Origin of the sequence: Gilliamella sp. W8128 (genome assembly GCF_016100545.1) — a bacterium.
GTDB lineage: Bacteria > Pseudomonadota > Gammaproteobacteria > Enterobacterales > Orbaceae > Gilliamella > Gilliamella apis.
On the sequence record NZ_JACFSE010000004.1, the window covers coordinates 248,432 to 266,642 of the forward strand.

The window sequence follows — 18,211 nt, forward strand, 5'->3', positions numbered from 1 at the left end:
TTAACTTTATCCATTACTTTCCCATTAATTAGTTAAATATATTACAAACCAAGTTCCTGCCAAATTTTATCAACATGGGCAACCACTTTTTCATCTTTAGTAATAATGCTACCCCATTCTCGATTTGTTTCACCCTGCCACTTATTTGTAGCATCCAATCCCATTTTAGACCCTAAGCCAGATACAGGTGAAGCGAAGTCTAGATAATCAATTGGAGTATTATCAACAAATGTAGTATCTCTGTGTGGATCCATTCTTGTTGATATAGCCCACATAACATCTTTCCAATCCCTTGCATTAATATCATCATCACAAACAATAATAAATTTAGTATACATAAATTGTCTTAAATAGGACCAAATACCCATCATGACTCTTTTGGCATGCCCTGGATATTGTTTTTTGATTGTGACAATAGCAATTCGGTAAGAACATCCCTCAGGTGGAAGATAAAAATCAACAATTTCAGGAAATTGTTTTTGTAATATTGGAATAAACACTTCATTTAATGCTAATCCCATTACTGCCGGTTCATCTGGTGGCCTACCGGTATAAGTGGAATGATAAATGGCATCTTTGCGTCTAGTTAAATGAGTTACCGTGAACACGGCAAATTTTTCAACTTCATTATAATAACCAGTATGATCACCATAAGGGCCTTCAGCAGCTAGTTCATTGGGATCGATATAACCTTCGAGAATAATTTCAGCTGTTGCTGGCACTTCTAATTCATTTGATAATGACTTAACAACTTCAGTTCGACTATTTCGTAACAATCCTGCAAAAGCGTATTCTGATAATGTATCTGGCACTGGCGTAACGGCACTTAATATAGTGGCTGGATCTGCGCCTATTGCGATACTAACCGGAAAATTTTCATTTGGATGAGATTTTTGCCATTCAGCAAAATCAAGCGCACCACCACGATGTGATAACCAACGCATGATTAATTTATTTTTACCTAATAATTGTAAGCGATAAACACCAATATTTTGACGCTCTTTATGAGGACCTTTGGTTATTGTTAACCCCCAAGTTACAAGTGGGGCTACATCTCCTGGCCAGCAATGCATAATAGGTAATTGAGTTAAATCGACTTCATCATCTTTAAAAATTAATTCCTGACAAGGTGCTGAAGAACGACGCTTTACCGGCATATTGAGAACTTGTTTATATTTAGGCAAAACATCAAAAAATTGTCGCATACCTTTCGGTGGTTCAGGCTCTCGTAAAAAAGCGAGCAATTCGCCAATTGCTCGCAATTCTGTAGTTTCTTCTCGCCCCATCGCCATAGCAACTCGTTTAGCCGTACCAAAAAGATTACACAACACTGGGATTTTATAACCAATTGGATTTTCGAACAATAATGCCGGACCTTGTGAACGTAATACACGATCAGCGATTTCTGTCATTTCAAGATGAGGATTAACCGGATAACTAATTCGTTTCAGTTCGCCTTGCTGTTCAAGGTAATCTAAAAAATCCCGAAAATTAGATAATGCCATTATTGCTCCTTTCAACTCTAAATTACATTAATCAAATACAAGCTGATAAATATTAATTAATCTGCATCGAAATTTTCACTATATATAGGAACTTCTTTGATCTGATTACACCCAACAATTTTAGGTAATAAAATTTGAAACTGTTGCTGATCAATTTCAGTAAATTTATTTTGATCTACTTGATAAAATAAATAATCTTCAGTTTTATTATCAGTTTGAATCGAAGCTAACCAATAATTACGATCATCACTATTTTCATTGGCGAAAATTTTAATAATACTATTTTCTCGTTTCTCGGGTTGATTATGTAATTTATAATCGATGATTTTTTCGGCGATTTGAGAATCATACTCATCAAAAATGATGTAGTCACCTTGATTAACTTTGCACCTTTTTATATTTATCTCAGCATAACTGTTTGATATTAGAAAGGATAAACTAAACAACAAAAAGATATATTGATTAAATTTCATTTTTGATCTCTTAAATTAATTTTCTCAATTGAACCAATTTTACCAATAGCCTCACCATTATTTGGTGATACAGTAAGATTGGCTGCACTATTTATAGTTAACCATTGATAAGATAAATGTTCAGTAAGTACTGGCGTTACCTCATCACAAAGAGGTAAATAAAACCAATGCTCTTTATTTATCTTTACTTCTGGTGCATACCGATATCTAAACTGAGGGAAAATTTCAAATTCAACCACATGTTTTGCATCAATTAATTTAAGATTTTTTCCATTAATATCTATACCGGTCTCTTCAAAAACCTCACGAATTGCCGTATCCCTAGGCAATTCATTTTTTTCCAAACTACCTGTAACTGATTGCCAAAAATTAGGATCATCTTTACGTTGCAACATAAGAACTCGCTGAGTGCTTTTACAATAAATAACAACTAAAACTGACTCAGGGTTCTTATACTTTTGCATATAAATACCGTTACTTTTGGCTCACTTCAATACCAAGTTCCTTTAACGCTGCTGGATTAGCTGGGCTAGGTGCATCAGTTAACAAACATGTTGCTGCAGTTGTTTTTGGAAAAGCAATAACATCACGGATATTATCAGTTCCAGTTAACAGCATAGTTAATCTATCTAAGCCAAAGGCTAAACCTGCATGCGGTGGTGTACCATATTTTAGTGCATCAAGTAAGAAGCCAAATTTTTCACGCTGATCATCTTCATTAATACCCAAAATTGAGAATACAGCTTGTTGCATTTCGTTTCGATGAATACGTACAGAACCACCACCGACTTCATAACCATTAATAACCATATCGTATGCATTAGCTACCGCATTTTCAGGATTATTAATTAATTGCTCTGGCGTGAAATCCTTCGGTGATGTGAATGGATGATGCATAGCACTTAAACCTTCATCTGTTTCTTCAAACATAGGGAAATCAACGACCCAAAGTACCGCCCATTTGTTTTCATCTGTGAGGCCTAAATCCTTACCAACTTTCAAACGTAAAGCCCCTAATGCATCACTAACAACTTTATAGCTATCAGCACCAAATAGTAAAATATCACCATCTTTCGCATCAGCACGATTCAATAAAGCTTCCATTTGAGATTCATTAAAGAATTTAGCTACTGGGCTTTGTACACCTGCTAAACCTTTGTTACGTTCATTAACTTTGATCCACGCCATACCTTTAGCGCCATATACCGAGATAAATTGCGTATAATCATCTAATTGTTTGCGTGTCAATTGTGCACCATTTGGTACGCAAAGTAGCGCAACTCGACCTTTTGGATCATTCGCTGGTGTTGAAAATACTTTAAAATCAATATCTTTTACTAAATCAGCCACATCAATAATTTCCAGTGGATTACGTAAATCTGGCTTATCACTACCGTAACGACGCATTGCCTCGCTAAAAGTCATAATTGGGAATTTACCTAAATCAACATTTTTAACATGCAGCCAAAGTTCGCGTATCATTTTTTCCATGATTTCACGCACTTGTTCGGCTGTCATAAATGAAGTTTCAACATCTATCTGTGTAAATTCTGGCTGACGATCAGCACGAAGATCTTCGTCACGAAAACATTTAACAATTTGATAATAACGATCAAAACCAGACATCATCAGTAACTGTTTAAACAGTTGTGGAGATTGAGGAAGTGCATAAAACTCACCATTATGAACACGACTTGGTACAAGATAATCACGAGCACCTTCCGGCGTCGCTTTGGTTAACATTGGTGTTTCAATATCTAAAAAGCCATGTTCATTCATGAAAGAACGAACAAATGCGGTAATTTGGGCTCTAGTTTTGAAAATGGTAGACATTTCTGGTCGACGCAAATCAATATAGCGATATTTTAAACGTTGTTCTTCACTATTGTTTTGATTAAAATCAAGAGGTAAGACATCACTACGATTGAAAATAGTCAGCTCAGTAGCCAAAATTTCAACTTCGCCAGTTGCCATATCTTTATTAACTTGACCTTCAGGTCTTGCCCTTACTTTTCCTTTAATTTGAATACAAAATTCATTACGTAATTCGCCAGCTAATTCGTGTGCTTGTGGGTAATCAGGATCAAAAAAAACTTGCACAATTCCTTCACGATCACGCATATCAATAAAAATCATTCCACCTAAATCTCGGCGTTTATTGACCCATCCACATAGTGTGACTTCTTGATTAATATAACTTGCGTTTAATTGTCCGCAATAAATTGTTCTCATTAAATATATCCTGTGTACAATTATCAAAAATGATAATTATTATAGAGCAATTTATCGGGGGATAAAGACTATCTATAAAAATAATCCTTATTTAATTTATTTATACTCAGTTTATGATAATAATTTTAATTTATATAATCATTTGTAAATTTATTTAAATTCAATAAGATAATTAATCAAAATACATCTTTTATAAATAAATTTGAAAAATGATTAATTTAATAACTTGTCATAACTGATATTTATTAATAAGCTTTAGGATTATTTAAATATTGTTTATTGGATATGAAAGCTTTAATTTCAATTGATTATACTAATGATTTCATTGCTGATAATGGAGCTTTAACAACCGGTTCCGTAGGTCAACAAATTGAATCAGAAATGATAAACATAACTCAATTATTTATTAAAAATAATGAGTTTATCGTTTTTGCTATTGATGCTCATAATCCCTTAGATAAATACCATCCGGAAAATTCGCTATTTCCCCCTCACAATCTTGTTGGGACTGTTGGCCAACAATTATTTGGTAAATTACAGCAACTTTACCAACAACACCGATATTCAGACAATATCTACTGGATCAATAAACGTCACTACTCAGCATTTTGTGGTACGGATCTTGACCTCCGTTTACGCGAAAGACATATCACTGAAATCCATCTGATTGGCGTTTGTACTGATATTTGTATTTTACATACGGCTGTAGATGCCTATAACTTAGGTTATAAATTAGTTATTCATCAAAATGCTGTTGCAAGCTTTGATCCTATTGGCCATCAATGGGCTTTAAAACACTTTCAAAATACCTTAGGAGCAACAATAGTATAAGAAGTGCAGTGTAAAAATAGATAAAAAAATGAAGAAGGAGCAAGAATGGAAGTTTTACGAGACTATAAATTGCATTTAATTGCCTTTTTAGTAGTAATTATTTGTGAGCTTATCGGCAGACAAACTATATGGATTATTGCTGTTTATCCAATGCTATATGCAATGATTTTTGGTGGCATTATTAGCTTCCCAAAACTAAAAATATTAACCAATAAAAATATGCAAAATGCAAGTCTTGTGATGATGGTTACATTAATTCTACTTGTGGCAAAACTTGGTGTAGCTGTAGGCCCGAAAATTGATATGATTTTAGAAGATGCCAAACTAGCCCTAATTTTTCAAGAATTAGGTCATTTTGCCGGAACCATTTTACTGGGCCTACCATTAGCAATGATCTTAGGTATGAAACGAGAAGCTGTTGGGGCTACTTATTCGGTAGCTCGCGAACCTAATATCGCCATAGTTGCAGATAAATATGGTTTAGATTCACCCGAAGGTCGAGGTGTTATGGCTATGTATGTCTGCGGTACTCTTTATGGTGCGATTTGGATGAGTATTCTTGCCAGCTTAATAGCAAAATTGAACATTCTACACCCATATGCGCTAGCAATGGGAGCTGGTGTAGGTAGTGGAAGTATGATGGCAGCCTCACTTGCACCAATAAGCGATTTATATCCTGACTTATCAGAAAACATTAATGCTTATGCTACCACAGCGAATTTAATGTCGGGAATGGTGGGTATGTATATTTACACACTATTTTCTTTGCCTTTCGCTTCTTTTATGTATAACACTTTAGACCGTTTTCGACGCAAAAAATAAGGATGTCATAATGAAGATTTTCGAGACGATTTTTGTATTTATTTTAGTCGCCATTATTATGGCAGCTGGTAACACTGTGGGATATAAAATTGATTTGATTTCATCGCTTGAAGCAGTAGCGATGCTAGTTATTATCTCTATTGTAGGGCTATTAATAAGTAAGTTACCCGGATTTAATAAATTACCGGTAATTTTATGGGTATCTGTGGTTGCAGCTATCATGTCAGCACCAATATTCCCATACCATCAAGAAATTGTTGCAATTACTGATCAAGTGTCATTACTTGCAGTTTGTACGCCTATACTTGCTTATGCAGGATTAGCTATCGGTAAAGATCTTGCGTTATTTAAAAATATCTCTTGGCGCATTATCCCTGTATCTTTAGCTGTTTTTTCTGGTACATTTATTTTTGCAGCTATAATTGCTCAAGTCACACTACACTGGGAAGGCGTTATCTAAATTTAGATAAGGATTTTATTTATGACAAAAGAAGAACTAAAGAAAAAAGTTTGCGATGCAATTGCCAATCGAAAAGCAGATATCAAGTCAATTGCCGAGGCAATTTGGTCAGAACCTGAGCTTGGCTACAAAGAACACAAAACCGCTAAAAAAGTAGAAGATGCTTTTGAGAAATTGGGTGTTCCTTTTAAAAATAAATTAGCCTTAACCGGTGTGAAAGGTCGTCTTAAAGGTGGTAAAGGTAGCAAATATAGTGTAGCGGTTATTGGTGAGCTTGATGCGATCATCTGTGCCGACCATCCTGCTGCTGATGAAACATCAGGTGCGGCTCACTGCTGTGGACATAATGCGCAAATCGCTAATATGATAGCTGTCACTATGGGACTAATTGACTCAGGTGCCATGCAATTTTTAGCTGGTGATGTAGTACCATTTGCTGTCCCAGCAGAAGAATATGTTGAAATAACCTATCGCAATCGATTAATTGAAGAAGGTAAAATCAAATACATTGGTGGCAAACCAGAATTGATTGCTCGCGGTGATTTTGATGATGTTGATATGGCATTGCAAATCCATTTAACCAGTGTACCAAATGAACGTCAAGATGGTTTTATTGAAATCTCAACAACAAGCAATGGCTTTATTGGTAAACTAATTAAATATAAAGGTGAAGCATCCCATGCCGCAGCGGCACCTCACGCTGGTGTAAATGCGTTAAATGCAGCTATGATGGGAATGATGGGTGTCCATGCTATCCGTGAAACATTTCAAGAAAAAGATTACATTCGATTCCATCCAATTATTACCCAAGGTGGTGATTTAGTAAATGTTGTACCAAGCGATGTAAGAATGGAAAGTTATGTGCGAGCAGGTAATGTACCAGCCATGATTGACGCGAATGAAAGAATTAATCAAGCACTAAAGGCAGGAGCAATGGCTGTTGGTGCTACTTGCGAAATTAAAGATCTTCCAGGTTATCTGCCGTTAAATAATAATCCAACACTGAATGATTTTCTAAAACAAAATGCTGAAAATTTAATTGGTGAAGAAAACGTTTCAATTGCACCTCATATGACAGGAAGTACCGACACAGGTGATCTATCGCATATTATGCCAGTAAGTCATCCTTGGATTGGTTCGGTTAGAGGCGTGTTACATGGCAAAGATTACACTGTATTTGATGAAGATATGGCTTATATTCGCCCTGCACAAATGATGGCATGTACCATTATTGATTTACTTTATGATGATGCGAAATCGGCAGAAACGCTAATGGCAAATTACCAACCACTTATGACAAAAGAAGAATATTTAACATTCCTATCTGGTTTTGATAAATAAAGTTAAAAACTTGGCACAATCATGTGCCAAGTTTTTGTTATACTATACAAATCATTATCAACAATAACTATCACTTCATATGTTAACGCTTTCTGATCAAGAATTGCTACGCTACGACCGACAAATCACTTTGCATGGATTTGATATCGACAAGCAGCAAATTTTAAAAAATAGTACAGCCTTAATTATCGGGTTAGGCGGGTTAGGTTGTGCTGCTGCCGTCTATATAGCAGCATCAGGCATCGGTAAACTAACATTGATTGATTTTGATACAATATCAGCGTCGAATTTAAATAGACAAATTTTATATACTCAACAATCAATAAATCAGTATAAGGTTGAAGTCGCAAAACAAGCATTATGTAATATTAATGCCGATATGATTATTGAAACAATTAATCAGAAACTGAGTGATAATGAGCTAATTTCCCTAATCAAACAACATAATATCGTTATTGATTGCACCGATAATTTAACCAGCCGTGAACAAATTAATCGCTGTTGTTTTCTCGAAAAGAAACCATTAATTTCTGGTGCGGCAATCCGCATGGAAGGTTTACTCACTGTATTCAATTATCAAGATAATCAACCATGCTATCAATGCTTAAGTCAATTATTTGGGCAAAACCAGCTGACTTGTATTGAAGCGGGTGTAATGGCACCATTAGTTGGTATGTTCGGTTCAATGCAAGCTCTAGAGGCAATCAAAGTACTTACCCATTATGGAAAACCTTTAATTGGTCGAGTTCTAATGATTGATACTATGACGATGGAATTTAACCAAGTCATATTTACTAAACAAACTAATTGTATTGTCTGTGGAAACCAACATGCTAAACAGGAGCTAAAATGCAAATAAATCGCATCATTTTAGCACCAATGGAAGGGGTTCTTGATTATCATGTGCGGCAGATATTAACTGAAATTAATCAATTTGATTATTGTGTAACTGAATTTGTAAGAGTAACCCAGCATAAATTATCAAACCGAACTTTTTATCGACTATGTCCAGAACTCTATAATGAAGGAAAAACCTTATCAGGAACGCCAGTCCGAGTTCAACTATTAGGACAATCTCCTGAATGGATGGCAGAAAATGCCATTAAAGCGCTTAAACTTGGTTCTTGTGGCATAGATATCAATTTTGGTTGTCCAGCTAAAACCGTTGTTGGCAGCCATGGTGGTGCTTATCTATTACAATATCCTGAGCAAATATTTAATATTGTAACTCAAGTTAGGACAGCAATTGGCTCTGCCTCAACTTTATCGGTTAAAATTCGATTAGGTTGGGATGATAAATCTCACTGTTACGAAATAGCTGAAGCAATTGAACAAGCTGGTGCTAATGAAATTGTTATTCATGGACGAACCAAAATAGATGGATATAAAGCCGAGAAAATTGATTGGCCAACCATTGGTAAAATTAAACAAAAATTAACCATTCCGGTTATTGCTAATGGCGAAATATTTTCTGCTGAAGATGCTAAAAATTGCATAACACAAAGTCATACAAATGACATTATGCTAGGACGAGGAATACTTAATATTCCTAATTTAGCCAATACAATTCGCTTTAATCATTCACCATTAAATTGGCATAAAGTTATACAATTACTGCTTCGTTATGCAATGACATCCATCGAAGATGCTAAACCACTTTACCATTCGGCTAGGATAAAGCAGTGGTTAGCTTATTTAAGACAATATTACCCACAAGCATCAATATTATTACCTGAAATCAGGCAACTAAAATCACAAAATGAAATCTGTAATTTTTTGAAAACCAAATTAGATAATGAATCTAACTAATTTTGACTCTTTCTAAATACTGCCTTACCAAAATAATATTTAGTTGTTTTATTAATAGTTAGACAAATCAATGAAATAAGCAATATCACTAAAAGTAATTTATTAATATTGTTAAAAACAGATATAAATGAATCAATATAGTATTTTGATGGATTATTATCAATGATAGTAAAGGCAATAAAAATAAAGAAGAAAATTAAACCACTTGATATTGATACACTTTTAAAAAGTTTTTCATATTGAATTTTATCAAAGAAAACATGAAAAGATTGTTTGCTTAATACCAAACCACATAATATCGCAACCAAATAAATAGCCGTTAAATAATTATAAATAGAACCATTAAATACATTTAAAAAGGCTCGATTTAGAAAGATAAAAGATTTAATCAATATAAAGCAACTAAAAATAGAAAAAAGAACGAAGTGAATATTTGGGGAGTCTTTTTTCGTTAAAATAAACTGATTTTGGCTTTTAATAAAATAACCTTTACAAAAAACAATCAAATAACATAAAAGTAAAGCATCAAGTACATAACGGATAATAGCAAATGCTATATTAAAAAATATTAGAAACAAAGGCGATTCTATTTTTAAATAAACGTTCGTATTAATTGTTATGAAATAGGCAACAATACAATAAATCAACATTATAATAATCAACAAAATAATATTAACTTTATTAACAACATAAACATGGGCAGAATGAAAGAATAGAGTTAAAAGGCCAAAAACTAATAAGGAATCTATAAAATAGTGTGCAAAAAAAAACTGTAATAAAGATGAAAAAGGTACATTAAAAAATACATACCAAGTAAAATTACCTAAGAAAAGTTCATCTGCGTGCAAATATAAAGAAAATATATTCAATAATATGTTTAACAAAAAATAGATTAAACAACCTATCAACGGTAGTTTAAAAAAACTCTTTTCCATATGTATATTATACTCCATTCCATTGATTATTTTTTATTATCAAATTTTAAAAAATAATATTTAGTCACTTTATTGAAAATTAGATAAGTTAATAAAAGAAAAAATACAACTAAAAAAAACAGTTTATTATAATCTAAGATTAACGAGGAATAATCAAAATAAAAACTTCTAGACTTTCCTCTTAGAAGTAAAAAAATTAAAACATTAAGTAACAACAAGACACTGGATACGAATACACTTTTAAATAACCTTGCATATTGAATTTCATCAAAAGAAATCATGAAATTTTTTTTACTAACACGCATACAAAATAGTATAAAAAGAACAAAAGTAAATTTTAAATTAGGATTAACAGATAGATCGTAAAAAACTTCAATTATTTCAAATCCACTAAAAAAAATTGGACAAATAAATGCTAAAAAAAGTATCGCATGAATTAAACTACTATTTTGGGGCGTTAAACGAAAAGCTTGCCGATGTTTTAAAAAAAATTTTTTTGATAGTTCAATCAAATAATACAGAAGTAAAGAATAAAAAATATAATGAAGAAAAATGAATACAGAATAACATAATATACGCTGTGATAAAGAAGATAGCTGATCAATATAAGTGTCAATAAAACACCATATACAAAAAGTGATGCCTGAATACATTAATATTAATAGCATTAATAAAAGGACATTATGTAAGTTAACAAGATAAATATTATTAAAATGAAGAAATAATGTTAATACTCCAAAAAGCCATAACACTTCAAAAAATTGATATAAAAAAAACGAATCTAATAAGCTAACGGAGTTAAGATAATCCCAAAATAATTCTTGTGAAAAACCTGTATCTGGTAGACAAGAGCAATAAAAGATAATCAATAAAAAACTCAGAAACAAATAAATTGTACTACCTATCATCGACAATTTAAAAAAAGATGCTTTCTCCATCTTACTTCCTTGTTATCTATATTTATTCAATCCGTTTAATAAAATGCTTTATTTTAAAACCCATTAAAGCCAGTGTTCCAAAATAGATAAAAATACCGATAATAACCAACAGTAATAACCGTCCGACTCTGGCTAACATTGAGCCAGTTGACCAATCGGGTAATAACTGTGCACCAAACCACAAAGTAAAAGACATCAATATAACAGCAATAATTACCTTGATTAAAAATCGGTACCAGCCCGGTTGAGGTTGATAGAGTTTCTTTTTGCGAAGTTGCCAAAATAACAGCCCAGCATTAAAACATGCTGCCAGCCCAATTGATAATGAAAGTCCTGCATGTTGTAATGGCCCAATAAATGCCAAATTCATTAACTGAGTTAATATCAAAGTGACAATAGCTATTTTAACGGGTGTTTTAATATCTTGTCTGGAATAAAACGCAGGAGCCAATACTTTAATTAAAATCAGCCCGAGTAAACCAATTGAATACGCAATTAATGCACGTTGAGTCATTAACGTATCATTCAAAGTAAATTGCCCATACTCGAAAAGAGTTGATATTAATGGTTTTGAAATAACACCTAATGCTACGGTACTTGGCAAAGCTAATAAAAAGCAGAGACGAAGCCCCCAATCTAATAGCTCTGAATATTGTTTTTGGTCACCTTTGGCAAAACTTTTAGCTAAAGATGGCAATAAAATAGTACCTAGAGCCACACCGAGCACACCGGCAGGAAACTCCATAAGTCGGTCAGCATAATACATCCATGAAACAGAACCTGAAATTAGGAATGAGGCAAAAATCGTATTTATAATCAGTGATATTTGTCCAACTGATACACCTAAAATAGCTGGCCCCATCTGTTTTAACACTCGCCAAACACCACTATCTTTGAAGCTAATTCGCGGTAAAACTAACATACCAATCTTTTTTAAATATGGTAGCTGATAAAGCAGTTGTAAAACACCACCAATAACTACCGAAACAGCGAGTGCAAGTACCGGAGGATTAAAATAAGGTGTTAAAAATAATGTACCAACTATCATACTTAAATTAAGTAAAGTTGGCACAAACGCAGGAACAGAAAAACGATTCCAGGTATTAAGTATGGCACCAACTAATGATGCGAGTGAAATAAAAAAGATATAGGGAAATGTTATTCTCAACATCACAGTAGCAAGCTCAAACTTTTCAGTTGAATCTTGCATAAATCCGGGGGCAGTTAACATTATAATAAAAGGTGCAGTTATAACACCAATTAAGGTAACAATAGCCAATACTAGCGTTAATAGCCCCGCAACATAGGCTACAAAAGTACGTGAAGCCTCAATGCCTTGTTGATTTTTATATTCAGCTAAAATCGGTACAAACGCCTGTGAAAACGCACCTTCGGCAAAAATACGGCGAAGCAAATTTGGTAATTTGAATGCAACAAAAAAGGCATCCGTTGCCATTCCCGCACCAAAAAAGCGGGCAATAATAGCATCACGTACAAATCCTAAAACACGTGAAACCATTGTCATCGAGCTAACTGTAGCTAAAGATTTTAAAAGATTCATATATAATTTATGTACAAAGTACATAGCCAAAAACGATTAATTAGGCATAGTCTACAAACTATTGTTCTAAATCACCACGATTTTTTAATAAGCAATATTTTTAGCAGCTACCGTCAGGAAATACTGACGGTAAATAAACTAACGATCTTTTAAAGGAGTAAATGACATAAGTTGGCCAATATTTTTATAGGCCGGACGGATAATTCGACGATCATCAAAATTGAGTTCTTCAATGCGATGAGCACACCAACCAACAATTCGCGACATAGCAAATAAAGGAGTATAAACTTCTTTAGGTAAACCAATCATGTCGTAAACAAACCCAGAGTAAAAATCAACATTGGCACAAACTTGTTTTTTGGTTCGGGCATTTTTACGATTCACCACCGCATGAATAGCTCGTTCTTCTAGTAAATTTAAAAAGTTATACTCTTTTTCTCGGCCTTTTTCTTGAGCGAGTTTATATGCCATCTCTTTTAGTAACATTGCCCGTGGATCTGATACCGTATAAACAGCATGACCAATACCATAAATTAGCCCTTTTTGATCAAAGACCTCTTTATTTAAAATACGTTGTAAATAAGCATCAATTTCATTCACATCAGTCCAATTTTTAATCTCATCAGCAAGATGTTTAAGCATTTTTCCGACTTGTAAATTTGCTCCGCCATGTAATGGGCCTTTCAATGAACCAATCCCAGCGGCAATTGATGAGTAAGTATCAGTACCCGTTGAGCTCGTTACTCGAACAGTAAAAGTTGAGTTATTCCCGCCACCATGTTCAGCATGAATTATCATGGCTAAATCAAGTACTCTTACATCTAACTCTGTATATCCTCCTGAGCCTTTCATCATATAAAGAAAATTTTCCGCAATTGAATAATCCTCATGAGGATGGCGGATATGTAAGGATTTTCCTTTAGCGCTATGGCTTAACATATTATAAGCATACGCAATAATAGCTGGAAATTTAGCAATCAGATCTATGGATTGACGCATTAAATTATCACGAGAAGTATCATCTGGCAGTGAATCATAAGTATACATTTCTAGAACAGTTCTAGCCAAAATGTTCATTACATCGTGCCCTTCAAGCTCCATAATTGCAATCTTGGTTTGCTTTTCTAATGCCATGGATTCACAAAGTAAACGTGAAAAATCACGTAATTCTTCTTTATCGGGCAAAGAACCAGATAAGAGTAAATAAATGGTCTCTTCAAAACCTGTACGTTGTTCTTTTTGAGCATTATGTACAAGCTCTTCAATATCAATACCACGATATAATAATTTACCTGCAATTGGTTTTAGTGAGCCATCATCTAAGCGTTCATAACCTAATACATCACCAATTTTGGTTAACCCAACTAAAACACCGGTATGGTCAGCATTACGTAATCCACGTTTTACATTAAATTGTTCGAATAGCTGAGATTCAATTTTACTGGTATTTTTAATGGTTTCCGATAATTTATAAACTAAAAACTTTTCTTTCATTAACCATCCCCTTTGAATTATAAATTATCGATAACGGCTTGAGTAAATTGGGTTGTTGATAATGGTTGCCCATTTTGCATAAAGCGCGCTAAATCTGCAGTTGCTTTGCCTGATTGAAATAAGCTTTCCATTGCATTAGTAATTAGTTGCCCAACTTCATGCCATCCTAAATATTCAAACATCATCACGCCAGATAATAAAAGTGATGATGGATTGGCCTGATTTTGGCCGGCAATATCAGGAGCGGTACCATGGGTCGCTTCGAATATAGCATGTCCGGTTAAATAGTTAATATTAGCGCCCGGTGCAATACCAATCCCACCTACCATGGCGGCAAGCTGATCGGAAACATAATCACCATTAAGGTTTAATGTCGCAACAACCGAATAATCCTCGGGTTTTAACAAGGTATTTTGTAAAAATGCATCACAAATCACATCTTTTATAATCAATTTACCGGCTGATTTCGCGGCTTGTAATGCTTGTTCAGCTGCTGCCTTACCTTCGGCTTTTTGAATTTTAGCATATTGATTCATGGTGAATACTACGTCAGTAAATTCTCTTTCCGCAAGTTCATAGCCCCATTGCTTAAATCCACCTTCTGTGAATTTCATAATATTACCTTTATGAACTAAAGTAACCGATGGTAATTTATGTTGTAATGCATAGTTAATTGCGGCTCGGATTAAACGCTCAGATCCCTCAATAGAAACAGGTTTAACCCCGAAAGCCGAAGTGTTAGGAAAACGGACTTTGGTCACTTTCATCTGGTCAGCTAAAAAATGATAAAACTTTTCAGCTTCAGCTGTACCTTGTTGCCACTCAATACCGGCATAAATGTCTTCAGTATTTTCACGAAAAATGGTCATACTGACTTTTTCTGGGTGCTTTAACGGTGATTCAACACCTTTAAACCAACGCACTGGGCGCAAACAGACATAAAGATCTAACTCTTGACGCAAAGCAACATTGAGTGAGCGGATCCCACCGCCAACTGGTGTCATTAATGGTCCTTTGATACCGATAAGATAATGTTTGAAGGCATCCATGGTCTCTTGCGGTAACCATGATCCATTTGCATTAAACGACTTTTCACCAGCAAGTACCTCTTTCCATAGAACACTACGTTTGCCTTGGTAAGCCTTTTCAACTGCTTTATCAAAAATAGTTTGAGCAGCATGCCAAATCTCTTTACCAACGCCATCGCCTTCAATAAAAGGAATCGTTGGATGATTTGGAACGACTAATTTTCCATTTTCAATTGAAACTTGCTGATTCATATTGTCTCTTCCTCTTATTTCTTATTTAAATTCTTTTTTTAATTTATTCAATGCGCTACCCGCTTTGAACCATTCAATTTGTGCTTGATTATAAGTATGCGCTACTGCAAAAGAATCTTGACTACCATCACGATGATGAAGGGTTAATGTCAAATTTTTACCCGGCGCAAAATCGCAGAGTCCTGTAATGCTAATTTGATCATCTTCCCGAATCTTGTCATAGTCATCTTTGTTAACAAAGGTTAATGCAAGCATGCCTTGTTTTTTCAGATTAGTTTCATGAATTCGTGCAAACGATTTAACCACAATTGCTTTAACATTTAAAAAGCGCGGCTCCATTGCGGCATGCTCCCTTGACGAACCTTCACCGTAATTCTCTTCAGCAACGACTATTGAGCCGACTCCTTGTGCTTTTAATTTACGAGCCAACGCAGGGACTTCAACATAATCGCCAGTTTGTGCATCCAACACACTGTTGGTTTTCTGATTAAAAGCATTAACCGCACCAATTAACATATTATTGGAAATATTATCTAAATGACCACGAAATTTTAACCATTTACCGGCCATTGAAATATGGTCGGTGGTGCATTTACCGGTTGCTTTAATCAATAACGGTTGCGAAATAATATCTTTACCATCCCAAGGTGAGAAAGGTAACAGCTGTTGCAACCGTTCTGAATTAGGTGCAATACGAACTTCAACTAAACTACCATCAGCCATCGGCTCAATATAACCGGCATCATCGACAGTAAATCCTTGTCTTGGTAACTCATCGCCGATGGGTTCAGGAAGCTTCACTTTTTCACCTTTATTATTGATGAGATTGTCGGTTAATGGATTAAAACTTAATTTACCAGCAATTGATAGCGCTACTACAATTTCTGGCGAGCAAACAAATGCATAGGTGTTTGGGCTACCATCATTACGTTTAGCGAAATTACGATTGAACGAAGTGACAATCGAATTTTTGTGTTCATCGGCAACATCATCTCGACGCCATTGCCCAATACAAGGCCCGCATGCATTAGCCATAATAGCTGCACCAGCTTGTTCAAAACGACTTAAAATACCATCCCGTTTTGAAGTATATTTAACTTGCTCTGAGCCTGGATTGATAATTAATTTGGCATTTACTTTCAAACCTAACTTATTGGCATTATCAATCACTGAAGCTGCGCGCATCATATCTTCGTAAGAAGAGTTAGTGCATGATCCAATAAGTCCAACTTCCATATTATCAGGATAATCATGTTGTTGAACTGCGTTTGCTAGCTGTGAAATTGGATAAGCTAAGTCAGGTGTAAATGGACCATTTACATAAGGCTCTAACGTCGACAAATCAATTTCGATAACTTGATCATAATAGCTTTCTGGGTCATCTAAAACGGCTGCATCAGGATTAAAACAAGAGATTAATGTATTAGCTAAATCAACCACCTCTTGACGACCGGTCATGGCTAGATAATCAGCTGATTTTTGGCTATAAGGAAATATTGAGGTGGTCGCTCCCACTTCTGCCCCCATATTACAAATCGTTGCTTTACCGGTGGCGGATAATGACTCAGTACCTTCGCTAAAATATTCAATAATGGAATTAGTACCACCTTTAACCGTTAAGATACCGGCTAGTTTTAAAATGACATCTTTTGGTGATGCCCAACCCGATAATTTGCCAATCAATTTTACGCCAATAATTTTTGGCATTTTCAGTTCCCATGGCATACCAGCCATTACATCAACAGCGTCAGCACCACCAACACCAATTGCAATCATGGATAAACCACCGGCATTAGGGGTATGTGAATCGGTACCAATCATCATACCACCAGGAAAGGCATAATTTTCCAGCACCACTTGGTGAATAATACCAGCATCAGGCTTCCAAAATCCGATACCATATTTGTTCGAAACATCACGTAAAAATTGATAAACTTCGTGGTTGTTACTTTCAGCTATAATTAGATCGTCATGGGCATTTTTATAAGCTTGGATAAGGTGATCACAATGAACAGTTGAAGGCACAGCGACTCGTTTACGGCCTGAATTCATTAACTGCAATAGTGCCATCTGTGCGGTTGCATCTTGCATCGCGACACGATCGGGGGAGAAATTTACATAATCTTCCCCTCGTTTATAAGCTTTAAGTTCCTCTCCTTCAGCCAGATGAGCATAGAGAATTTTTTCCGTCAATGTTAATGGTTTTCCAATTTTCTGGCGGATAACATCAATTTTTTGTGGATAACTTTGATAAATACCTTTTATTAAATCAATATCGAAAACCATAATTAAGCTCCCATTGCTGATATTATAATATCCTTTAAAGCTCTATTCATAAGCACAATAATTGAATATTTATTCTATTTTTTTGATTAATTATTCATATAATATAGCATTGTTTTTATTTTATGCAATCCTAACGTAATTACTACTATCAATAGTATTAACAGTAATTAGTTTAGCCTTGTTAACTAGTACAAATTCTATACTAGCGAAATATTAAATATTATGCACATTAAAGAAAATTCAA

At 34.6% G+C, this 18,211-nt stretch carries 16 protein-coding genes; 7 read left to right on the top strand and 9 right to left on the bottom strand.

Translation table 11 applies throughout. The features are described 5' to 3' along the window. Positions 1-41: 41 nt before the first annotated feature. From ubiD to aspS, 4 genes are read right to left on the bottom strand one after another with little or no spacing between them, the layout of a single operon-like run. Positions 42-1,505, bottom strand: a complete 1,464-nt coding sequence (gene ubiD / locus H3U97_RS05755; RefSeq protein ID WP_065577767.1) for a 4-hydroxy-3-polyprenylbenzoate decarboxylase — start codon at positions 1,503-1,505, stop codon at positions 42-44. A gap of 56 nt (positions 1,506-1,561) precedes the next feature. After that, positions 1,562-1,978: a hypothetical protein gene (locus H3U97_RS05760; RefSeq protein ID WP_065650835.1), complete on the bottom strand. Its 417-nt coding sequence runs from the start codon at positions 1,976-1,978 to the stop codon at positions 1,562-1,564. After that, the gene (nudB, locus tag H3U97_RS05765; RefSeq protein ID WP_065614346.1) at positions 1,975-2,442 is read right to left on the bottom strand and encodes a dihydroneopterin triphosphate diphosphatase; all 468 of its coding nucleotides are present in this window, start codon (positions 2,440-2,442) and stop codon (positions 1,975-1,977) included. The genes H3U97_RS05760 and nudB overlap by 4 nt, the downstream gene beginning before the upstream one ends. Before the next feature lie 10 nt (positions 2,443-2,452). Continuing rightward, positions 2,453-4,210 (bottom strand): aspartate--tRNA ligase, encoded by a 1,758-nt coding sequence (gene aspS / locus H3U97_RS05770; protein ID WP_198198482.1) that lies wholly within the window; start codon positions 4,208-4,210, stop codon positions 2,453-2,455. A 285-nt stretch (positions 4,211-4,495) separates the two neighbouring features. Between aspS and H3U97_RS05775 the strand changes: the two genes are divergently transcribed. From H3U97_RS05775 to dusC, 6 genes are all read left to right on the top strand, one after another. Continuing rightward, the gene (locus tag H3U97_RS05775) at positions 4,496-5,041 is read left to right on the top strand and encodes a cysteine hydrolase family protein (protein ID WP_198198483.1); all 546 of its coding nucleotides are present in this window, start codon (positions 4,496-4,498) and stop codon (positions 5,039-5,041) included. Positions 5,042-5,086: 45 nt separating this feature from the next. Beyond that, positions 5,087-5,863 (top strand): DUF3100 domain-containing protein, encoded by a 777-nt coding sequence (locus H3U97_RS05780; protein WP_065650838.1) that lies wholly within the window; start codon positions 5,087-5,089, stop codon positions 5,861-5,863. 10 nt (positions 5,864-5,873) lie between these two features. Then, positions 5,874-6,323 (top strand): hypothetical protein, encoded by a 450-nt coding sequence (locus tag H3U97_RS05785; RefSeq protein WP_065577773.1) that lies wholly within the window; start codon positions 5,874-5,876, stop codon positions 6,321-6,323. 21 nt (positions 6,324-6,344) lie between these two features. Continuing rightward, positions 6,345-7,664 carry an amidohydrolase gene (locus tag H3U97_RS05790; protein WP_198198484.1) on the top strand — a complete coding sequence of 440 codons (1,320 nt, stop codon included), beginning with the start codon at positions 6,345-6,347 and terminating at the stop codon, positions 7,662-7,664. A gap of 79 nt (positions 7,665-7,743) precedes the next feature. Continuing rightward, positions 7,744-8,523 carry a molybdopterin-synthase adenylyltransferase MoeB gene (locus H3U97_RS05795; protein ID WP_198198485.1) on the top strand — a complete coding sequence of 260 codons (780 nt, stop codon included), beginning with the start codon at positions 7,744-7,746 and terminating at the stop codon, positions 8,521-8,523. After that, the gene (gene dusC, locus H3U97_RS05800) at positions 8,514-9,473 is read left to right on the top strand and encodes a tRNA dihydrouridine(16) synthase DusC (protein ID WP_198198486.1); all 960 of its coding nucleotides are present in this window, start codon (positions 8,514-8,516) and stop codon (positions 9,471-9,473) included. Before H3U97_RS05795 ends, dusC begins: the two co-directional genes overlap by 10 nt. Here dusC and H3U97_RS05805 read toward each other — a convergent pair. Next, positions 9,470-10,408, bottom strand: a complete 939-nt coding sequence (locus H3U97_RS05805; protein WP_198198487.1) for a hypothetical protein — start codon at positions 10,406-10,408, stop codon at positions 9,470-9,472. The two genes, dusC and H3U97_RS05805, sit on opposite strands and share 4 nt — an antisense overlap. A gap of 412 nt (positions 10,409-10,820) precedes the next feature. Between H3U97_RS05805 and H3U97_RS05810 the strand changes: the two genes are divergently transcribed. Further along, positions 10,821-10,964 (top strand): hypothetical protein, encoded by a 144-nt coding sequence (locus H3U97_RS05810; protein WP_165601659.1) that lies wholly within the window; start codon positions 10,821-10,823, stop codon positions 10,962-10,964. 404 nt (positions 10,965-11,368) lie between these two features. Here the strand turns inward: H3U97_RS05810 and murJ are convergent, their stop codons facing one another. The 4 genes from murJ to H3U97_RS05830 all read right to left on the bottom strand — a co-directional run bounded on the left by murJ (position 11,369) and on the right by H3U97_RS05830 (position 17,967). Then, the gene (gene murJ, locus H3U97_RS05815) at positions 11,369-12,907 is read right to left on the bottom strand and encodes a murein biosynthesis integral membrane protein MurJ (protein ID WP_198198488.1); all 1,539 of its coding nucleotides are present in this window, start codon (positions 12,905-12,907) and stop codon (positions 11,369-11,371) included. A gap of 138 nt (positions 12,908-13,045) precedes the next feature. After that, complete coding sequence (locus H3U97_RS05820) at positions 13,046-14,401, bottom strand: citrate synthase (protein ID WP_198198489.1); 1,356 nt, start codon at positions 14,399-14,401, stop codon at positions 13,046-13,048. Between the two features lie 17 nt (positions 14,402-14,418). Beyond that, positions 14,419-15,681 (bottom strand): NADP-dependent isocitrate dehydrogenase, encoded by a 1,263-nt coding sequence (icd, locus tag H3U97_RS05825; protein WP_198198490.1) that lies wholly within the window; start codon positions 15,679-15,681, stop codon positions 14,419-14,421. Positions 15,682-15,702: 21 nt separating this feature from the next. After that, positions 15,703-17,967 carry an aconitate hydratase gene (locus H3U97_RS05830; protein WP_198198491.1) on the bottom strand — a complete coding sequence of 755 codons (2,265 nt, stop codon included), beginning with the start codon at positions 17,965-17,967 and terminating at the stop codon, positions 15,703-15,705. Positions 17,968-18,211 lie beyond the last annotated feature (244 nt).